The organism is Pseudomonas sp. N040, from assembly GCF_015637705.1.
Classification (GTDB): domain Bacteria; phylum Pseudomonadota; class Gammaproteobacteria; order Pseudomonadales; family Pseudomonadaceae; genus Aquipseudomonas.
In genome coordinates this window covers 48,532-67,455 of the sequence record NZ_JADOBE010000011.1, presented here as the reverse complement: position 1 = coordinate 67,455, position 18,924 = coordinate 48,532, and the positions used below count along the sequence as shown (strand labels likewise).

Below are 18,924 nucleotides of genomic sequence, written 5' to 3'. Positions count from 1 at the left end.
GACTACCGGACCGAAACGAGTTGGGAGAGGGCAGCGCCAAGCCATTGCTGCACACCGTGCATGCTGGCTGCAGTGGTATCCAGCACCGGCTGGGGGTAAACACCCAGAATGATGATCAGTACCGCCAGCCCCAGCATCATGCTGAGTTCGCGGGCATCAGGGCCGGCCAGTGCATGTTCTGCCTTGGGGGGGCCGAAGTAGGCGCGGTGGACCATGATCAGCGAGTAGACCGAGGCAAACACCAGGCCCGCAGTGGCAATGGCGGTAATCCACGGGGTCGCCTGGAAAGAGCCAAGCAGGATCAGGAACTCGCCGATAAAGTTCCCGGTTCCCGGCAGGCCCAGGGAGGCGGCGGCAAAGAACAGGCTCAAGGCCGGAAGGTAAGGCATGCGCGCCCAGATCCCACCCATTTCGCGCATGTCCCGGGTATGCAGGCGCTCATACAGTTGCCCGCACAGAATAAACAGCGCTGCCGCCGACAGGCCATGGGCGAGCATCTGTATCACCACCCCTTGCAGGGCCAGCTGGGTGCCGGAGTAGATGCCGATCAGGATGAAGCCCATGTGCGAGACACTGGAGTAGGCCACCAGGCGTTTGATGTCAGTCTGGGCGAAGGACAGGATGGCACCGTAGAAGATGCCTATCAGGCCGAGGACCATGGCAATCGGGGCAAACTCGGCAGACGCATCCGGGAACAGCGGCAGGGCAAAGCGCAACAGGCCGTAGGCGGCAGTTTTCAGCAGGATGCCGGCCAAGTCGACGGAGCCCGCAGTGGGTGCCTGCGCATGCGCATCCGGCAGCCAGGAGTGCAGTGGCACGATGGGCAGCTTGACCGCGAAGGCGATGAAGAAGCCGAGCATCAGCAGGTACTCCAGCTCGGCAGGCAGATCGGCCTTGAGCAGGGAGCTGTAATCGAAGGTGATGACCCCGGTAGCGTGATAGTTGGCGAACACCAGTGCGAGGATGGCCACCAGCATGATCAGGCCACTAGCCTGGGTATAAATGAAGAATTTGGTTGCGGCGTAGATCCGGGTTTTCTTACCGTCGCTGGAACTGTGCCCCCACAGCGCAATCAGGAAGAACATCGGTACCAGCATCATTTCCCAGAAGAAAAAGAACAGGAACAGGTCCATTGCCAGGAAGACACCGATCACCCCGCCAAGAATCCACATCAGGTTCAGGTGGAAGAAACCGATGCGCATCTGGATCTCGCCCCAGGAGCAGAGCACGGACAGCACGCCCAGCAGGCCGGTGAGCATGATCATCAGCAGCGACAGGCCGTCCAGTGCCAGATGGAAACTGATGCCGAGGCGCGGAATCCAGGTGCTGCGGAACTCCAGCGCCCATGCCTGATCGGCGCCGGGGGCGGGTGCCAGCTGATAGTTGCCGGTCAGCCACAGCCAGATGGACAGGCCGAGCACCAGCGACATGGTCAACAGTGCGATCAGGCGTGTTGGAGTTTCACCGAAACGCTCGGTTCTCCAGCAGAGCAGTCCGCCGATAAAGGGAATCAGGATTAGCCAAGGCAGGATCATAACGGGCTCAATCTCTCCAGAAATACATGCGGTGCCGGGCGCTTAGCCCAGCACGATAATTCCGAGCACCAGTACCGCGCCGCCAGCCATGGAGGCTGCGTACCAGCGCAAGGAACCGTTCTCTGTCACTTTCAAGGCTTTATGTGCACTGCGGACCACCCGCGGAACGGCTTCCATGGCGTGATCCAGCGGATCTCTGGCCAGCAGGCGACTGAGCAGCAGGAAAGGCTTCACGAATAGCCGGTCATATACCCAGTCAAAGCCCCATGCGGCGAACCACCAGGCCGACAGGAAACGCCCCGGCGCGCTGGCGGCGATCGCACCGACCAACCGGCGCTGGCCGAGGTAGAGCAGGGCGGCGAGCAGGATGCCGGCAATTGCAATGCCGCCCGACAGCAGCTCCAGGCCGTGCTTGGCTTCGCCACCGGCATAGCCAACGCTTTCCGGCAGGACACCGGCCAGCGGTGGAACGATCAGGGCGCCGATAAAGGTCGACAGTACTATCAGTACCGAGAGGGGCAGCCAGTAAGCTACGCCATGCCCGGCGTGCGCCTCGGACTTGGCCTCGCCGTGGAAGGTGATGAAAATCAGGCGGAAGGTGTAGATCGACGTCAGGAAGGCGCCGGTGAGGCCTGCGTAGAGCAGCACCTGATGGCCGCTGGCGAAGGCTTCCCAGAGGATCTCATCCTTCGAATAAAAGCCGGCAGTAATCAGCGGCAGGGCCGCCAGCGCCGACCCGCCGACGATGAAGCTGGTGTAGGCCAGCGGCAGTTTTTTCCACAGGCCGCCCATCTTGAAGATGTTCTGCTCGTGGTGGCAGGCATTGATTACCGCACCTGAAGCAAGGAACAGCAAGGCCTTGAAAAACGCATGGGTCATCAGGTGAAAGATCGCCGCGTCCCAGGCGGCTACACCCAGTGCCAGGAACATGTAGCCCAGCTGGCTCATGGTCGAATAGGCCAGAATGCGCTTGATGTCGGTCTGCACCAGTGCGGCAAATCCGGCGAGTACCAGCGTTACACCACCGACAATACCCACCAGTTCCAGCACGTCCGGGGTCAGGATGAACAGGTCATGGGTGCGGGCGATCAGGTAGACGCCAGCGGTCACCATGGTCGCCGCGTGGATCAGGGCGGAGACCGGAGTGGGGCCGGCCATGGCATCCGCCAGCCAGGTTTGCAGTGGCAGCTGGGCCGATTTGCCCACCGCGCCGCCGAGCAGCATCAGGGTGGCCAGGCTCAGCCAGGGATCACCCATGGCGAACTTCTGCGGAGCCAGCAGCATCAGCTCCCGAATGTTCAGGGTGCCCAACTGGACGAACAGGATGAACAGGCCAATGGCCATGAGCACATCGCCGATCCGCGTCACGATGAAGGCTTTGAGTGCTGCATTGCCGTTCGGTACATGCTTGAAATAAAAGCCGATCAGCAGGTAGGAGCACAGGCCAACACCTTCCCAGCCGAAGTAGAGAAACAGCAGGTTGTCGCCCAGCACGAGGAACAGCATGCTGGCGATGAACAGGTTGGTGTAGGCAAAGAAGCGTGAGTAGCCTTCCTCGCCGCGCATGTACCAGCTGGCGAACAGGTGGATCAGGAAACCTACGCCGGTCACCACGCCGAGCATGGTCAGCGACAGGCCATCCAGGTACAGCGTGAAGCTTGGCGTAAAGCCTTCCACGGCCAGCCATTGCCAGAGGTGCTGGACGAACACGCCGTTTTCCGGTGGCGCCACATTGAACTGCCAGATGATCCAGGCGCCGGTCAGGGCCGACAGGCCGACCGAGCCGACCCCAACCAGGGCCGAGAGGTTTTCCGACCAGCGTCCGCGCGAGAAGGCCAGCAGCAGGAAGCCGAGCAGTGGAAACAGGCATGTCAGGAAGAGAAGGTTCATCCGCGCATCTCACTGGCAGCATCGATATCGAGGGTGTGGAAGCGGCGATAGAGTTGCAGCAGGATCGCCAGTCCGATACTCGCCTCGGCCGCAGCCAAGCTGAGCACCAGGATAAACATGATCTGGCCATCGGGCTGCGCCCAGCGGCTTCCGGCCACCACAAAAGCCAGCGCCGTGGCGTTCATCATGACTTCCAGACTCATCAGGATGAACAGAATGTTGCGTCGCACAATGACGCCGGCCAGTCCGAGGCTGAACAACACGCCTGCCAGGAGCAGACCATGCTCCATGGGAATCGAATGCATGATTACTCCTTAGCCTCTTGGCGACCGAGATGGAAGGCCGCAACCAGTGCCGCCAGCAGCAGCATCGACGCCAGTTCCACCGCCAGCAGATAGGGGCCGAACAGGCTGATGCCGACAGCCTTGGCGTCCACAGTTGTATGGCCAATGCTGCCGTAGTCCGCGCCGTTGAACAGGACAAACAGCAGTTGGCCCAGCAGCAGGCAGGAAAGCAGGCCGGGACCTACCCAGACACCGGGTGCCAGCCAGCGTGCTTCCTGCTCGGTAACCGCGGGGCCAAGATTGAGCATCATGACCACAAAGACGAACAGCACCATGATCGCGCCGGCATACACGATGATTTCCAGGGCGCCGGCGAAGGGTGCCCCCAGGCTGAAGAAACACATGGACACGGCCAGTAGCGACACGATCAGGTTGAGCAGCGCATGCACCGGATTGGTATGGCTGATCACCCGCAAGGTGGCAATGACGGCAATCCCGGCAGCGAAATAGAAAGCGAATTCCATCTTTCGTCCTTAAGGCAGTAGGCTCTTCACGTTGATCGGTTCGGCTTCACTCTGTGCAAAACCTTTCGGTTTGCCGGCAATCGCCATCCCTGAAACGCGATAGAAGTTGTAATCCGGATTCTTGCCTGGGCCGGAAATCAGCAGGTCTTCCTTTTCATACACCAGATCCTGACGCTTGAACTCGCCCATTTCGAAATCCGGGGTGAGTTGAATCGCCGTGGTCGGGCAAGCTTCCTCGCACAGCCCGCAAAAGATGCAGCGGGAGAAGTTGATGCGGAAGAATTCCGGGTACCAGCGACCGTCCTCGGTTTCGGCTTTCTGCAGGGAGATGCAGCCCACCGGACAGGCCACGGCGCAGAGGTTGCAGGCTACGCAGCGCTCCTCGCCGTCAGGGTCCCGGGTCAGCACGATTCGGCCGCGGTAGCGCGGCGACAGATAGACCGCCTCTTCCGGATACTGCAGGGTGTCACGCTTGCGGAAGGCATGCCCGAAGATCATCACCAGGCTGCGCAGCTGGGTGAAGGTGCCGTGCACCACTTCCCAAAGGTATTTCATGTTCAATCTCTCCTTACTGGGCCGCGGCCAGCACAAGTGCGCCGGTCACCAGCAGGTTGATCAGGGTCAGCGGGAGGCAGAACTTCCAGCTGAAGGCCATCACCTGGTCATAGCGCGGGCGTGGAATGGCGGCCCGCAGCAGGATGAACAGCATGATGAAGAAGCAGAGCTTCAGGGCGAACCAGAAAAACGACAGCCAGGGCAGGCTTTCCAGGAAGGGGCCGTGCCAGCCGCCAAAGAACAGGGTCACCAGCAAGGCCGAGACCAGCACGATGCCGATGTATTCGCCGACGAAGAACATGCCCCATTTCATCCCGGCATATTCGATGTGGTAGCCGTCGGCCAGCTCCTGTTCGGCTTCCGGTTGGTCAAACGGGTGGCGGTGGGTGACGGCCACCCCGGCGATGAAGAAGGTACAGAAGCCGAAAAACTGCGGAATGATGAACCACCAGTGCTGATGCTGGTATTCGACGATGTCGCGCAGGTTGAAGGAGCCAACCTGAGCCACCACGCCCATCAGTGCCAGGCCCATGAACACTTCATAGCTGAGGGTTTGTGCCGAGGCGCGCAGGCTGCCCAGCAGGGCGAACTTGTTGTTGCTCGACCAGCCGGCAAACAGCACGGCATACACGGTGATGCCGGCCATGGCGAAGAAGAACAGCAAGCCGATGTTGAGGTCGGCAATGCCCCAGGTCGGGGTGACCGGAATCACGGCGAAGGCGATCAGCAATGAGCTCATCGCAATCACTGGCGCCAGGGTGAAAATCATCTTGTCGGCGAACGGTGGCGTCCAGTCCTCCTTGAAGAACATCTTGATCATGTCGGCGCCCAGCTGGAAGGCGCCGAAAGGGCCGACCCGGTTCGGGCCGTAGCGATCCTGCCAGAGCGCCAGCATGCGTCGCTCGACCCAGCTCAGCAAGGCGCCGGTGATCACCACCGCCAGCAGGATGACGATTGCCTTGAGCGCGGCAATGATGATGTCGATGATTTCGGGAGTCAGCCAACTCATTGCTTGGCCTCCTGCAGTGCTTGCGCATACAGCCCGTTGCGCAGCGGCGGAATGCCTGGCAGGCCGACTGGCAGGCCGAGCAGTCCGTCGGCCAGTTGCTCGTCAATCCGCAGCGGCAGGCACAGCCGGGTTGTGTCTATCTGCAGGTCGAGCAGGGCGCCGTCTTGTAGTGCCAGGCGTTCGGCCGCATCCGCACCTATCGCGACATAGGCCGCCGGGATGCGCGTCTGAATCGGTGCAGCTGCTGCAGAGGTTTCCTCGCTGCCGAACAGATGATGCAGCGGGACGATTTTCCAGCGGTCGGCGCGGGGCGCGAATGCTCCAGGCACGGCAAACCAGGGCAAGGCCTCGCCCCTGGCTTCAATCAGGCGAACGCCAGGATCGCCAGCGCGCAAGTGACCGCCGACTTCATCCTGAAACTTGTTCCATGCCTGTGGTGAGTTCCAGCCTGGCGACCAGGCGAAAGGAATCTGCTGGAGCGGCTCGCTGGAGCCGGCATAGCCTTCCATCGAGAAGGCAAAGGACGAGTCCTGATCCTGCGGTGTGCGCGGCTCGTGTACGCTGATATTGGCGCGCATGGCGGTGCGCCCGCTGTAACGGTGCGGTTCGCGGGCCTGCTTCATGCCCATGATGCGGAAGCTGGCCGAGGGTGCGGCCGCGACGATGCCGGCAAGCTCCGGGCGGACTGCGGCGCAGGCTGCGGTAACCTGATCGAGCTGGGTCCAGTCGACCTTCTTGCCGTGCAGGGTGCAGTTCAGGGCATGCATCCAGCGCCAGCCTTCGCGAATCAGGATGCTCGCATCGTAGTAGGCCGGATCGAAGACCTGGAAGAAACGTTGAGCGCGACCCTCAAGGCTGACCAGAGTGCCATCGCCTTCGGCAAAGCTGGCGACGGGCAGCAGCAGATGGGCTTTCGCGCTGGTGGCGGTGCTCTGATGATCGGCAACAATCACGATGCTGGCAGCATTCAATGCGGCATCGACCCTGGCCTTGTCCGCCCGCCGGTAGAGATCGTTCTCCAGTACGATCACGGCATCCGCAGCGCCGTTCGCCAGGGCATCCAGGGCAGCATCGACCGACTTGTCGGCTGACTCGTCACCCAGCAACAGCGCCAGTCCCAGGCTGTTGGCTTCGGGTACGACCAGGCTCAGGGAGCCATTTTTGCCACGATTTTTCAGGGCCGAAGCAATATTGGCAGCCGCCTCGATGAGTTCGCGGCAGCCCAGCGAGCTGCCAGCGACCAGCAGCGGACGCTGGGCCGCCAGCAAGGCGTCGGCAACCCGCTGGGCCAGTATGGCGGCTTGTGGATCAAGATCATTGACGGCAGGCGCGCTCGGGTCGATTGCGTGTGCCACGGCAAAGCCCAGGCGGGCAAGGTCTTCGGGAGCGGCGTGCACACACTCTTGCGCCACATCGTCGAGCCGGGTCGCATTGACGCTGGCAATGAACAGGGGGTTGAGTGCGTGCTGGGCCACGTTCTGCACTGCGGCCATGTGCCAGTCCTGGATTTTCATCGACTGAGCGATATCCGTGGCCTTGCCCTTGACGGCCTGACGCAAGGCCAGCGCGATGCGGGCGGCGGTCTGGGTCAGGTCTTCACCGAGGACCAGGACTGCGTCGTGATCTTCCATGTCACGAATCGTCGGCGCCGGCAGCGGACCGTCTTGCATGATCGAGCGGATCAGCTGCAGCTGCTCCAGTTCACTGCGGCTGATACCGGAATAGAAATGCTCGCTGCCGACCAGTTCGCGCAGGGCGAAATTGCTTTCCAGGCTGGCGCGGGGCGAGCCGATGCCGATCAGTTTGCGCTCCTGCAGCAGGGCGGCGGCCTGATCGAGGGCGGAATCGATGCCCATGGTCATCTTGCTCAGCTGCATCATTGGCTGGCGCGGGCGATCCTTGCGATTGACATAGCCATAGCCGAAGCGACCGCGGTCGCAGAGGAAATAGTGGTTAACCGAGCCGTTGAAGCGGTTCTCGATGCGGCGAATCTCGCCGTAGCGCTCGCCGGGGCTGGTGTTGCAGCCGCTGGCGCAGCCATGGCAGATGCTTGGCGAGAACTGCATGTCCCACTTGCGGTTGTAGCGCTCGGAGTGGGTCTTGTCGGTAAACACGCCGGTCGGGCAGACTTCGGTGAGGTTGCCGGAAAACTCGCTTTCCAGCACGCCATCTTCAACGCGGCCGAAATAGATGTTGTCGTGCGCGCCGTAGACGCCAAGGTCGGTACCGCCGGCGTAATCCTTGTAATACCGCACGCAGCGGTAGCAGGCGATGCAGCGGTTCATCTCATGGCCGATGAACGGGCCGAGATCCTGGTTCTGGTGGGTGCGCTTGGTGAAACGGTAGCGCCGGGCGTTATGCCCGGTCATCACGGTCATGTCTTGCAGGTGGCAGTGACCGCCCTCTTCGCAGACCGGGCAGTCGTGCGGGTGATTGGTCATCAGCCACTCGACAACGCTGGCGCGGAACTGCTTGGCCTCCTCGTCATCGATGGAGATCCAGGAATTGTCGGTTGCCGGCGTCATGCAGGACATGACCAGGCGGCCGCGCTTGTCCGTTTCGTCACTGTACTGTTTGACTGCGCATTGGCGGCATGCGCCAACACTGCCGAGCGCGGGATGCCAGCAAAAGTAAGGAATGTCGAGGCCGAGGGACAGGCAGGCCTGTAGCAGGTTGTCTGCGCCGTCGACTTCGAACGATTTGCCGTCTACGTGGATAGTGGCCATGGTTCAGGTTTCTTCTTGACCCGCCGAAGCGGATTTGGCTAATGGAATTCTGTGCCGGGAGCGGTTGCGCCCATCCGGTCTCTGATCTTTACACCGGTAGTGCCGGCTCCTGGCGTTCAGCCGAGTTTGCCTGGGCAAGTCCGGCTTCAAATTCATGGCGGAAATACTTGATTGCGCTGCCAATCGGTTCAACGGCTCCGGGCGCATGGGCGCAGAACGTCCTGCCGGGGCCAAGCTGGTTGACCAGTTGCTCGAGCGTCTCGATATCCCCCGGCTGGCCTTCGCCGCGCTCCAGCGCACGCAGGATCTTCACACTCCAGGGCAGGCCATCCCGGCATGGGGTACACCAGCCACAGGATTCCCGGGCAAAAAACTCTTCCATGTTGCGCAGCAGTCCCACCATGTTGATGCTGTCGTCTACGGCCAGCGCCAGTCCCGTGCCCATGCGGGTTCCCACCTTGGCAATGCCGCCGGCATACATGGCTGCATCCAGATGTTCCGGCAGGAGGAAGCCGGTGCCGGCCCCGCCAGGTTGCCAGCACTTCAGGCTGTAGCCTTCACGCATGCCGCCGGCGCAGTCTTCAAACAGTTCGCGGGCGGGAATGCCAAAGGGCAACTCCCAGAGCCCGGGTGTTTTCACCTTGCCGGAGAAGCCCATCAGCTTGGTGCCATGGTCTTCGCTGCCTGGGCGGGCCAGGGATTTGTACCAGTCGACGCCGTCATTGACGATGGCCGGCACATTGCACAGGGTTTCAACGTTGTTCACACAGGTCGGTTTGCCCCACACGCCGACGGCGGCAGGGAAGGGCGGTTTGGAGCGCGGGTTGGCGCGCCGGCCTTCCAGGGAATTGATCAGTGCGGTCTCTTCACCACAGATATAACGACCGGCACCGGTATGTACGAGCAACTCGAAATCAAAGCCGCTGCCGAGAATGTTCTTGCCCAGCAGGCCGGCAGCCTTGGCTTCTCCGATGGCCTGATTCAGGATGCGCGCGGCATCCACATACTCGCCGCGCAAAAAGATGTAGCCACGATAAGCCTTGAGCGCCCGGGCGCTGATCAGCATGCCTTCAATCAGCAAGTGTGGCAGTTGCTCCATCAGCAGGCGGTCTTTCCAGGTGTTGGGTTCCATCTCGTCCGCATTGCACAGCAGGTAGCGGATATTCATGGACTCGTCGGCCGGCATCAGCCCCCACTTCACTCCAGTGGGAAAGCCTGCACCGCCGCGGCCCTTGAGACCTGAATCCTTGACAGTCTGCACGATGTCGGCCGCAGCCATGTCGTTCAGCGCCTTGCGCGCTGCGGCATAGCCATTTTTCCGGCGGTACTCATCCAGCCAGACGGGCTCGGCATCATCGCGCAGGCGCCAGGTCAGCGGATGGGTTTCCGCACTGCGCTGTGCGCGATTGGCCGGGCTGATGGAGGCAAGGGTCATGGGTAGGTCTCCAGCAGTCGAGACACATCTTCCGGTGTGATATCGCCGAAGGTGTCGTCATCAATCATCAGTGCTGGGGCCTTGTCGCAATTGCCCAGACAGCAGACCGGAAGCAGGGTAAAACGCCCGTCTGCACTGGTCTGTCCGAGACCGATACCAAGTTGCTGGCCGAGGCTCTCGACCACCGATTCATGGCCGCCGATGTAGCAGGTCATGCTGTCGCAGACCCGAATGATGTGCCGCCCCACGGGCTGGCGGAAAATCTGGCTGTAGAAGGTGGCCACGCCTTCAACATCGCTGGCCGGAATGCCGAGCACTTCGCCGATCGCCGAAATGGCCCCGTCGGGAACCCAGCCGCGGGCTTTCTGCACGATTTTCAGTGCTTCGATGGAGGCGGCGCGCGGATCCTCGTAGTGGTGCATTTCGTGCTCTATGGCCGAGCGCTCGCTATCGCTGAGGGCGAAACGGTCGGTTTGAATCAGAGTGTTAGCGCTCATGGTTAGCGGTCCACGTCAGCCATAACGAAGTCGATACTGCCCAGATAGGCAATCAGGTCAGCCACCATGCTGCCGCGGATCACCGAAGGAATCTGCTGCAGATGCGGGAAACTCGGTGTGCGGATGCGCGTCCGGTAACTCATGGTGCTGCCATCACTGGTCAGGTAGTAACTGTTGATGCCTTTGGTTGCCTCGATCATCTGGAAGGACTCGTTGGCCGGCATCACCGGGCCCCAAGAGACCTGCAGGAAGTGCGTGATCAGGGTTTCGATGTGTTGCAGGGTGCGTTCTTTAGGTGGCGGCGTGGTCAGCGGATGATCCGCTTTGTACGGTCCTTCCGGCATGTTGCGCAGGCACTGGTCGATGATGCGGATGCTCTGGCGCATCTCTTCCACGCGGACCATGCAGCGGTCATAGGCATCGCCGTTGTGCGCCAGCGGAATTTCGAACTCGAAGTTCTCGTAGCCCGAGTACGGCCGCGCCTTGCGCAGGTCGAAATCCAGGCCGGTTGAGCGCAGACCTGCACCCGTAACGCCCCACTCCAGGGCTTCCTTGGTGTTGTACTGAGCCACGCCAATGGTTCGGCCGCGCAGGATACTGTTCTGCAGGGCCGCTTTCTCGTATTCGTCGAGGCGTTTCGGCAGCCAGTCGACGAACTCCTTGACCAAGCCATCCCAGCCGCGCGGCAAATCATGCGCTACGCCGCCGATGCGGTACCAGGCTGGGTGCATGCGCGAGCCGGTGATGGCTTCGATTACCCGGTAGGCACGCTGGCGGTCGGTGAAGGTAAAGAATACCGGCGTCATGGCGCCGACGTCCTGAATGTAAGTGCCGAGGAACAGCAGGTGGCTGGTGATGCGGAAAAACTCGGCAAGCATCACGCGGATGGTGTCGACCTTCTGCGGCACCTTGATCCCGGCCAGTTTCTCCACGGCCAGCACGTAGGGCAGGTTGTTCATGACCCCGCCGAGGTAATCAATACGGTCGGTATACGGAATAAAGCTGTGCCAAGACTGGCGTTCGGCCATCTTCTCCGCGCCGCGGTGGTGGTAACCGACCTCCGGCACGCAGTCGACGATTTCCTCGCCGTCCAGTTGCAGAACGATACGGAAGGCGCCGTGGGCCGACGGGTGGTTCGGGCCGAGGTTGAGGAACATGTAGTCCTCATGTTCGCCTTTGCGCTTCATGCCCCAGTCTTCAGGGCGGAAGCGAGCGGCTTCTTCCTCGAGTTGCTGTTTGGCCAGCGTCAGGCTGAAGGGGTCGAATTCGGTGGCGCGCGCCGGATAGTCCTTGCGCAGCGGGTGACCTTCCCAGGTCGGCGGCATCATGATGCGGGTCAGGTGCGGGTGGCCGGCAAAGGTAATGCCGAACATGTCCCAGACTTCGCGCTCGTACCAGTTGGCGTTGGGCCAGATGCGGGTGCAGGTGGGCAGGTTAAGGTCGCCTTCCGCGAGGGCGACCTTGATCATCACATCACTGTTCCGCTCGATGGATAACAAATGATAAAAGACGCTGAAATCGGCGCCAGGCAGCCCGCGGCGCTGCGTGCGCAGACGCTCGTCGACGCCATGCAGGTCATAGAGCATGACAAAGGGGCGGGGCAAGCCGCGCAGAAAGGTCAGAACCTCGGTGAGGCTCTCGCGGGCCACCCAGATTACCGGCATGCCGGTGCGGGTGCTTTGAACGGTGAGGTTCTCGGCACCAAAGCGGGCGTTCAGTTCGATGACCACATCTTGATCATCGGCTTTGTACTGCGGAATCGACAGAACGGTGTCTGCAGTCATGGTCTCGGTCGCTATCGGTCAACTAAAAGAATGAGTGGGCCCAGGGTCTGGCGGCCTCGGCTCATACTTCGTCGGGGCTGCGCAGGTTGGTAACCTTGATGCGCTCTTCGTGGCGCAGTTCTTTTTGCGAGGGCATTTCCGCGCGGTAAATACCCTGATCGCCAACGACCCAGGACAACGGTCGGCGTTCTTTTCCAATCGACTCCTGCAGGAGCATGAGGCCCTGCAGAAAGGCTTCAGGGCGAGGCGGGCAGCCGGGAATATAGACATCGACCGGGAGAAACTTGTCGACGCCCTGCACAACCGAGTAGATGTCATACATGCCGCCCGAGTTGGCGCAAGAGCCCATGGATATGACCCATTTGGGTTCGAGCATCTGCTCGTACAGGCGCTGAATGACCGGTGCCATCTTCACGAAACAGGTACCTGCAATGACCATGAAGTCAGCCTGGCGCGGGGACGCCCGGATCACTTCAGCCCCGAAGCGGGCAATGTCATGCGGTGCGGTGAAGGCGGTGGTCATTTCCACGTAGCAGCACGAAAGCCCGAAGTTATACGGCCACAGTGAGTTTTTACGCCCCCAGTTGACCGCCCCATTCAGGACGTCTTCGAGCTTCCCCATGTAGATGTTCTTGTGCACCTCGTCTTCGAGCAATGGGTCTGAAACAGTTTCCCGCTTGCCGATCGGGTATTGCTCGTTTGGTGCATCCGGATCAATTCGGGTGAGATTGTAGTGCATTGCAAAAGCCTCATTGTTTCAGCTTCGCCTGCCGCTTGCGGCGTGCTTCCGGCGCCCAGTCGAGGGCTCCGATACGCCAAAGATAGACAAGACCCGCCAACAGAATTGCGATAAAAAGGGTGGCCTCAAGCAGACCGGCCCAGCCGCTCTCGCGCACTGACACGGCCCAGGCGAACAGAAACAGGGCTTCAACGTCGAAGATCACGAAGAGCATCGCGACCAGATAAAACTTTGCCGACAGGCGCAGGCGAGCGGTGCCGGTGGGCAGCATGCCGGACTCGAAGGGTTCGTTCTTGCTGCGCCCCCAGGCCTTGCTGCCAAGCAGGCTGGATGCGCCGAGCATGAAGGCGATAAGGGCGAAAACCCCGAGTAGAAAGACGGCAAATGCCCAGTTGTGGGTCAGTAAGGTACTGGTTGCAGTCATGATGAACATCCATTGTGCCCTGGATCGCTGCTAGTAAGCATGCTGCACGCAGCACGTAACTGTCTGTATAGAAACGAAAACAGAGCGTCAAAATAATTTCGCGATTCTACTCGCACTGCCGGATGTAAGTAAATTTGTCGAAGCGATTTCTTCGCTTAGCCGTTAGTCTCAGTGACGGCATGGGCCGCAATGGTGCAGGCGGTCATGTGTCCCTAAGCTTATCTGCAAAGGGCGGATTAGCCAGCTGGAAATGAGTCTTCAGGCTGACCGGTGAATCATGCGGGCGAAAAAAAGCCCCGGTATCGCTACCGGGGCTTCTGTTGTTGCCGACTCAGCCTGGAATGGCTTCCTGGGCGAGTGAATCAGCCACTATCAGTGGAACTGGTTCATGGTGTTGTCTTTGCCGCCAGCCTTCAGAGCAGCTTCGCCAGCGAAGTACTCCTTGTGGTTGTCGCCAATGTCGGAACCAGACATGTTCTGGTGCTTGACGCAAGCGATACCCTGACGAATTTCCTGACGCTGGACACCTTTCACGTAGGCCAGCATGCCTTCTTCGGCGAAGTACCCTTTGGCCAGATTGTCGGTAGACAGTGCGGCTGTGTGGTAGGTCGGCAGGGTGATCAGGTGGTGGAAGATACCAGCCTGAGCCGAAGCGTCACGTTGGAAGGTGCGGATCATTTCGTCAGCACGAACAGCCAGGTCGGTGGTGTCGTAGTCAACGCTCATCAGCTTGGTGCGGTCGTAGGCAGAAACGTCCTTGCCTTCGGCGACGAACGCATCGTAAACCTGCTGGCGGAAGTTCAGGGTCCAGTTGAAGGACGGGCTGTTGTTGTAGACCAGCTTGGCGTTCGGGATCACCTTGCGGATCTCGTCAACCATGCCTTTGATCTGGCCAACGTGCGGCTTCTCGGTTTCGATCCACAGCATGTCTGCGCCGTTTTGCAGCGAAGTGATGCTGTCGAGGACGCAACGTGCTTCGCCGGTGCCCTTGCGGAACTGGAACAGGTTGGACGGCAGGCGCTTGGGACGCAGCAGCTTGCCTTCGCGGTTAAGTACCACGTCGCCGTTCTTCAGGTCGGCAGCAGAGACTTCTTCGCAATCCAGGAACGAGTTGTACTGGTCGCCCAGGTCGCCTGGCTGGTTGGTCACGGCGATCTGCTTGGTCAGGCCGGCACCCAGGGAGTCGGTGCGTGCAACGATCACGCCGTTGTCGATGCCCAGCTCGAGAAACGCGTAACGCACAGCGTTGATTTTGGCGAGGAAGTCAGCGTGCGGAACGGTTACTTTGCCATCCTGGTGACCGCACTGCTTCTCGTCGGATACCTGATTCTCGATCTGGATGCAGCAGGCACCCGCTTCGATCATTTTCTTGGCCAGCAGGTAGGTGGCTTCCGGATTACCGAAGCCAGCATCGATGTCGGCGATGATCGGTACTACGTGAGTTTCGTAGTTGTCGATCTGTGCTTGCAGTTCGGCTTCCTTGGCCTTGTCCCCGGCTGCGCGCGCAGCATCGAGGGCAGTGAACAGCAGGTCCAGTTCGCGGGCATCGGCCTGGCGCAGGAAAGTGTACAGCTCTTCAATCAGGCTGGAGACGGCAGTCTTCTCGTGCATCGACTGGTCAGGCAGCGGGCCGAACTCGGAACGCAGGGCAGCGACCATCCAGCCGGACAGGTAGAGGTAGCGCTTGTTGGTGGTTTTCAGGTGCTTCTTGATCGAGATCAGCTTCTGCTGACCGATGAAGCCGTGCCAGCAGCCCAGCGACTGGGTGTAGACAGAGGAGTCGGCATCGTATTCGGCCATGTCTTTGCGCATGATGTCGGCAGTGTACTGGGCGATTTCCAGGCCGGTCTTGAAACGGTTCTGGGCGCGCATGCGGGCCACGGATTCCGGGTCGATAGCGCTCCAGCTGCTGCCTGCGGCGGCTTTCAGGGCGGCAACGGCTTTGATGTCGTTTTGATATGCGGACATGGTCAATCCTTCAAGGTGTGAGTGTGGTTAGGCACCGGTTTCCCAGTTAAAGCCCGCGTTTTACGGAGGCGGCACACTACAGGTCGAGAGGTATTGACTGGTACGGCAAGTTTGCCGAAGAGGGGGGTACGAACAGGAAGATGACGGTCGATCAGGAGTGAGTGTGTCACTTTTCGCTGCGGGAGCGAGAGCCCTGCGGCGTGATGACCTGGGTGTCAATCTGGCTGATACGCTAAACGCTTCCCCGTCCCTCGGGACAACTTCGTTCCAGTCGCAACCCCGTCGAACTGCCTTGTGGGCTTGGTAAGACACAGGCTGCAGCAACAGTACGTCACTGCAGTCTGGAGGCCCTTTCGGGTCCCCTGGCTAGCGGGAGCGGGGCAATGATGCGCTCGCCAAAAGCGTTCGTCAAACGTTTTGTAGTGTTATTTTTTCACTACTACATAATTTCATGGGATGTGCTTGAGGGCCTTAATGAGCCAGCTCGACTTTAATGCGCATCGACATCTGATCCTGGCCATTGCTTGAGTATCGCCGCAGAAAGCCAGCATCCTGATTCTGGCTCTGCGTGCTGACACCGCCTAGCGGAATCCATTCGCCGAGCTGGCCGCTGACCCGCGTGTCGGTACTCTGCACCTCAATTGTGCCGGGTTGTGAGCGGCTCAGGCTGTCATTGCTGCTACGAATGCTGATGTTCACCCGCTCGCCAGCAACAGTGGCAGTGACCAGGAAACCACGCATGACATCACGGTACTCGGTATTGCTGTAGACCTGCCCGTATGGGCCTCTGCTGGTGGTGGTCAATGGCACGCTCTGGCCTGCCTGAATCAGCGCAGGATAACCTTCGGTAGCCTGCACCTGCTGCACGCTGGCGCTATTGCCGACACTGTTGTTGTTGATGATCCGTACCTGGTCACGGCTATTCACTTCGCCATGTCCGGCCTGAATCTCGACATTGCCGGCGCTGGCCGAGCCATTGACGCTGTAGCCGCGGCTTGCCTGGCGGTCATTGCCTGCGGTGTCGAGGCTGATCAGCAAACGCCTGGGCTGCGTGTCCAGTTGTTCGATTACGCTGCGCAATTCGGCAATTTTCTCGACGGGTGCGCTGACAATCAGCTGATTGCCATACGCGTTGGCCCGGCCTTGGTTGCCAAGCACGGCCTGCGCTGTGGGCAGCACGTCATTGGCCATCACGTAGTTGAGCGGGATTACCTCGGTGGCCGCCTGCAGGCCAAAGCTCAGGGTGGTAAGGCAGAGCAGGCATAGTGTGCGCAGGTTCATAGCAGAAAGCTCCGCAAGTCCGGGTCAAGTGTGCTGCAGTCCCAGGCCTGATCGAATTGGGCTTGGCGCAGCCGCGCGCGGCCGGGATCGTTATACAGGGCGTAGCCGGCATATTGATCCGGTTCGGGCCGGAGCAGCAGGCCACGATCGTCGGCCACGACAAAGGCTATCGCTTCGGCAGGATAGTCGGGGTGCAGCTTGCGGATCTGCAGGTTGCTGGAAAGGCGCCGTGCCAGGGTCAGCAAGCGGTGGCCGTTTCTGACAGCCTTGCTGCTGTCGCGCAGCAGGATGCGCAGGCGATTGTGTGGTTTGCCCAGGAGAAATGCCCTGCAGGCGTCCTGCACCACGGCATGGTTGTACAGCCAGGATTCGAGGTCCGGGGTATACAGGCAGAGGCTGCGACGTGCCTGCAGCAGCAGGGCCAGTGCTTGTGCGCGCGCGCCGTCGGGGTTGTCGAAGCGCTGCAGTTCCGCGGTCTCGCCGAGCTGGCAGGGGGCTGGTTGCCAGGTGTCGGGCCTGACTTCCGCTGCGGGCGGATTGAGCACGGTAAAACGCCCCGGAGATTCAAATTCGATCGGTGCCAGAAGATTGTCTGGCTGATCCTCTGGTGCCGGAGTGTCTGCGTTCATTCAGGCCTCTTCAGTGGCTCTCGCGCACCATGTCGACATGCGGAATGCCGGCATCCAGATACTCGCCACTCACCACTTTGAATCCCAGGCGTTGATAAAACGGGGTGGCGTGAACCTGTGCGCTCAGCATCTGCCGATTCAGCCCAAGTCTTTCGGCCTCGGCAATCACGGTGCGCAGGATCTTGTCGCCGACATTCAGGCCGCGCCAGTCCTTGAGTACCGATACCCGGCCGATATGGCCGTCAGGCAGCAGGCGCGCGGTACCAATGGGGTAGTCGCCTTCAAGCGCCAGGAAATGCGTGGCGGACGCATCCTCGGCATCCCATTCTAGCTCGGGCGGGACCGCCTGCTCGTTGATAAACACGCTTTCGCGGATCTGCCGCAGAACGGCGTTGTCCTTTTGCCAGTTGGCGATACGAACCTGAATCTCACTCATCAGCAAACTCCAGACTGCCTTGCTTGACCAGTTCGCAGACAAGTTTACGCCCCTCGTCATCGCGCAGCCACGGTTCCAGGTTTTCCAAGTGCAGCGCATCTGCAGCGCACAGTGTGCGTAGCAGTTCGCGCAGATTTCCCGGGAGCAGGCGGCTGTTGCCGCTGGCAAACAGCAGCAGGTCTTCGTCGACTTCCGACCAGGCCAGCCGCGCGCTGGGGTTGCGAATCAGCAGGGCACCCTGCGCAAGTGCGTCGAGCAGTTCCTGCTCTTCGATCGGCGTGCCGGCAATTCGTTCGGGATAGCGCGGCTCGGTCATGAACTGGCCAAACCAGGTCAGCAGCAGGCGCTCATCCCCCATGTGTTCGGCCAGCAGGGCTTTGAGGCGCTCGAGGACGTCATGCTGGATCTGATAGGGATCGCTCACCGGTTGCTGTCCGGCATCGCTGTAACGTTCTTCGTCGGCGAGAAACTGTGCCAGGAAGTCGGTGAAGTGGGTCAGCACCTCGGCGGCGCTGGGGGCGCGGAAGCCTATCGAGTAGGTCATGCAGTCATCTTCGGCGGTACCGAAGTGTGCCAGGCGCGGTGGCAGGTAAAGCATGTCGCCGGGTTCCAGTACCCATTCATCGCTGCCCTGGAAGTCGGCAAGAATGCGCAGGTCGGCATGTTCCAGCAGCGCGCTGTCGCCATCGCACATCTGGCCAAGGCGCCAGCGGCGCTGGCCGTAGCCCTGCAGGAGGAATACATCGTAGTTGTCGAAGTGCGGGCCGACACCACCACCGGGCGCGGCAAAGCTGATCATCACGTCATCTATGCGCCAGCTGGGCAGGAAGTGGAAGTGCTCCAGCAGTTCGGCCACTTCCGGGATGAACTGGTCGACCGCCTGCACCAGCAGGGTCCAGTCACGCTCCGGCAGGTTCTGGTAGGTGTCTTCGGCAAACGGCCCGCGGCGCAACTCCCACGGCTGCTCGCCATGCTCGATGACCAGACGTGATTCGATTTCCTCTTCGAGGGACAACCCGGCCAGTTCATCCGGCGTCAACGGGCTCTCGAAGTCAGGAATGGCCTGGCGGATCAGCAGGGGTTTTTTCTGCCAGTAGTCGCGAAGGAACTCGCGGGCAGTCAGGCCGCCAAGAAGTTGCAGGGGGGAGTCAGCATTCATTGTTTCGGGTCTTCTGAATAAATGAAAACGCCCGGCACTGCCGGGCGTG

17 protein-coding genes are annotated in these 18,924 nt (G+C 60.6%); all 17 read right to left on the bottom strand.

Annotated features, from left to right (window positions below):
* Window positions 1–2 precede the first annotated feature (2 nt).
* Window positions 3–1,535, bottom strand: a complete 1,533-nt coding sequence (gene nuoM, locus ISX93_RS15695; protein WP_195779706.1) for an NADH-quinone oxidoreductase subunit M — start codon at window positions 1,533–1,535, stop codon at window positions 3–5.
* A 42-nt stretch (window positions 1,536–1,577) separates the two neighbouring features.
* Entirely contained in the window at window positions 1,578–3,425 is a 1,848-nt protein-coding gene (gene nuoL, locus ISX93_RS15690) for an NADH-quinone oxidoreductase subunit L (RefSeq protein WP_195779705.1), read from the bottom strand.
* Window positions 3,422–3,730, bottom strand: a complete 309-nt coding sequence (nuoK, locus tag ISX93_RS15685) for an NADH-quinone oxidoreductase subunit NuoK (RefSeq protein WP_195779704.1) — start codon at window positions 3,728–3,730, stop codon at window positions 3,422–3,424. The genes nuoL and nuoK overlap by 4 nt, the downstream gene beginning before the upstream one ends.
* A 2-nt stretch (window positions 3,731–3,732) precedes the next feature.
* Window positions 3,733–4,233 (bottom strand): NADH-quinone oxidoreductase subunit J, encoded by a 501-nt coding sequence (gene nuoJ, locus ISX93_RS15680; protein WP_195779703.1) that lies wholly within the window; start codon window positions 4,231–4,233, stop codon window positions 3,733–3,735.
* 9 nt (window positions 4,234–4,242) lie between these two features.
* Window positions 4,243–4,788 carry an NADH-quinone oxidoreductase subunit NuoI gene (nuoI, locus tag ISX93_RS15675; protein WP_195779702.1) on the bottom strand — a complete coding sequence of 182 codons (546 nt, stop codon included), beginning with the start codon at window positions 4,786–4,788 and terminating at the stop codon, window positions 4,243–4,245.
* Window positions 4,789–4,801: 13 nt separating this feature from the next.
* A complete protein-coding gene (nuoH, locus tag ISX93_RS15670) occupies window positions 4,802–5,797 on the bottom strand; it encodes an NADH-quinone oxidoreductase subunit NuoH (RefSeq protein ID WP_195779701.1) in 996 nt (331 codons plus the stop codon).
* Window positions 5,794–8,523, bottom strand: coding sequence for an NADH-quinone oxidoreductase subunit NuoG (nuoG, locus tag ISX93_RS15665; RefSeq protein WP_195779700.1), 2,730 nt, complete (start codon window positions 8,521–8,523; stop codon window positions 5,794–5,796). Before nuoG ends, nuoH begins: the two co-directional genes overlap by 4 nt.
* An 88-nt stretch (window positions 8,524–8,611) precedes the next feature.
* Entirely contained in the window at window positions 8,612–9,958 is a 1,347-nt protein-coding gene (nuoF, locus tag ISX93_RS15660; RefSeq protein ID WP_195779699.1) for an NADH-quinone oxidoreductase subunit NuoF, read from the bottom strand.
* Window positions 9,955–10,455, bottom strand: a complete 501-nt coding sequence (nuoE, locus tag ISX93_RS15655; protein WP_195779698.1) for an NADH-quinone oxidoreductase subunit NuoE — start codon at window positions 10,453–10,455, stop codon at window positions 9,955–9,957. The genes nuoF and nuoE overlap by 4 nt, the downstream gene beginning before the upstream one ends.
* A 2-nt stretch (window positions 10,456–10,457) precedes the next feature.
* Window positions 10,458–12,239, bottom strand: coding sequence for an NADH-quinone oxidoreductase subunit C/D (nuoC, locus tag ISX93_RS15650; RefSeq protein ID WP_195779697.1), 1,782 nt, complete (start codon window positions 12,237–12,239; stop codon window positions 10,458–10,460).
* 61 nt (window positions 12,240–12,300) lie between these two features.
* Entirely contained in the window at window positions 12,301–12,978 is a 678-nt protein-coding gene (locus tag ISX93_RS15645) for a NuoB/complex I 20 kDa subunit family protein (RefSeq protein ID WP_195779696.1), read from the bottom strand.
* A gap of 10 nt (window positions 12,979–12,988) precedes the next feature.
* Window positions 12,989–13,402 (bottom strand): NADH-quinone oxidoreductase subunit A, encoded by a 414-nt coding sequence (locus ISX93_RS15640; RefSeq protein WP_195779695.1) that lies wholly within the window; start codon window positions 13,400–13,402, stop codon window positions 12,989–12,991.
* Between the two features lie 372 nt (window positions 13,403–13,774).
* A complete protein-coding gene (locus tag ISX93_RS15635) occupies window positions 13,775–15,370 on the bottom strand; it encodes an isocitrate lyase (protein WP_195779694.1) in 1,596 nt (531 codons plus the stop codon).
* 471 nt (window positions 15,371–15,841) lie between these two features.
* Window positions 15,842–16,651, bottom strand: a complete 810-nt coding sequence (locus tag ISX93_RS15630) for a secretin N-terminal domain-containing protein (protein ID WP_195779693.1) — start codon at window positions 16,649–16,651, stop codon at window positions 15,842–15,844.
* On the bottom strand, window positions 16,648–17,280 hold the full coding sequence (locus ISX93_RS15625) for a DUF7931 domain-containing protein (protein WP_195779692.1): 633 nt from the start codon (window positions 17,278–17,280) through the stop codon (window positions 16,648–16,650). The genes ISX93_RS15630 and ISX93_RS15625 overlap by 4 nt, the downstream gene beginning before the upstream one ends.
* Before the next feature lie 10 nt (window positions 17,281–17,290).
* Window positions 17,291–17,716 carry a GNAT family N-acetyltransferase gene (locus tag ISX93_RS15620; RefSeq protein ID WP_195779691.1) on the bottom strand — a complete coding sequence of 142 codons (426 nt, stop codon included), beginning with the start codon at window positions 17,714–17,716 and terminating at the stop codon, window positions 17,291–17,293.
* Window positions 17,709–18,875, bottom strand: coding sequence for a ribosomal protein uL16 3-hydroxylase (locus ISX93_RS15615; protein WP_195779690.1), 1,167 nt, complete (start codon window positions 18,873–18,875; stop codon window positions 17,709–17,711). Before ISX93_RS15615 ends, ISX93_RS15620 begins: the two co-directional genes overlap by 8 nt.
* Window positions 18,876–18,924 lie beyond the last annotated feature (49 nt).

Bases quoted from the DNA above. Each gene is read 5' to 3' on its own strand.
- nuoK (WP_195779704.1), bottom strand. From the start codon at position 3,730: ATGCATTCGATTCCCATGGAGCATGGTCTGCTCCTGGCAGGCGTGTTG.
- ISX93_RS15620 (WP_195779691.1), bottom strand. From the start codon at position 17,716: ATGAGTGAGATTCAGGTTCGTATCGCCAACTGGCAAAAGGACAACGCC.
- nuoI (WP_195779702.1), bottom strand. From the start codon at position 4,788: ATGAAATACCTTTGGGAAGTGGTGCACGGCACCTTCACCCAGCTGCGC.
- ISX93_RS15640 (WP_195779695.1), bottom strand. From the start codon at position 13,402: ATGACTGCAACCAGTACCTTACTGACCCACAACTGGGCATTTGCCGTC.
- nuoH (WP_195779701.1), bottom strand. From the start codon at position 5,797: ATGAGTTGGCTGACTCCCGAAATCATCGACATCATCATTGCCGCGCTC.
- nuoG (WP_195779700.1), bottom strand. From the start codon at position 8,523: ATGGCCACTATCCACGTAGACGGCAAATCGTTCGAAGTCGACGGCGCA.
- nuoM (WP_195779706.1), bottom strand. From the start codon at position 1,535: ATGATCCTGCCTTGGCTAATCCTGATTCCCTTTATCGGCGGACTGCTC.
- ISX93_RS15630 (WP_195779693.1), bottom strand. From the start codon at position 16,651: ATGAACCTGCGCACACTATGCCTGCTCTGCCTTACCACCCTGAGCTTT.
- ISX93_RS15625 (WP_195779692.1), bottom strand. From the start codon at position 17,280: ATGAACGCAGACACTCCGGCACCAGAGGATCAGCCAGACAATCTTCTG.
- nuoL (WP_195779705.1), bottom strand. From the start codon at position 3,425: ATGAACCTTCTCTTCCTGACATGCCTGTTTCCACTGCTCGGCTTCCTG.
- nuoJ (WP_195779703.1), bottom strand. From the start codon at position 4,233: ATGGAATTCGCTTTCTATTTCGCTGCCGGGATTGCCGTCATTGCCACC.
- ISX93_RS15615 (WP_195779690.1), bottom strand. From the start codon at position 18,875: ATGAATGCTGACTCCCCCCTGCAACTTCTTGGCGGCCTGACTGCCCGC.
- nuoC (WP_195779697.1), bottom strand. From the start codon at position 12,239: ATGACTGCAGACACCGTTCTGTCGATTCCGCAGTACAAAGCCGATGAT.
- ISX93_RS15645 (WP_195779696.1), bottom strand. From the start codon at position 12,978: ATGCACTACAATCTCACCCGAATTGATCCGGATGCACCAAACGAGCAA.
- nuoE (WP_195779698.1), bottom strand. From the start codon at position 10,455: ATGAGCGCTAACACTCTGATTCAAACCGACCGTTTCGCCCTCAGCGAT.
- ISX93_RS15635 (WP_195779694.1), bottom strand. From the start codon at position 15,370: ATGTCCGCATATCAAAACGACATCAAAGCCGTTGCCGCCCTGAAAGCC.
- nuoF (WP_195779699.1), bottom strand. From the start codon at position 9,958: ATGACCCTTGCCTCCATCAGCCCGGCCAATCGCGCACAGCGCAGTGCG.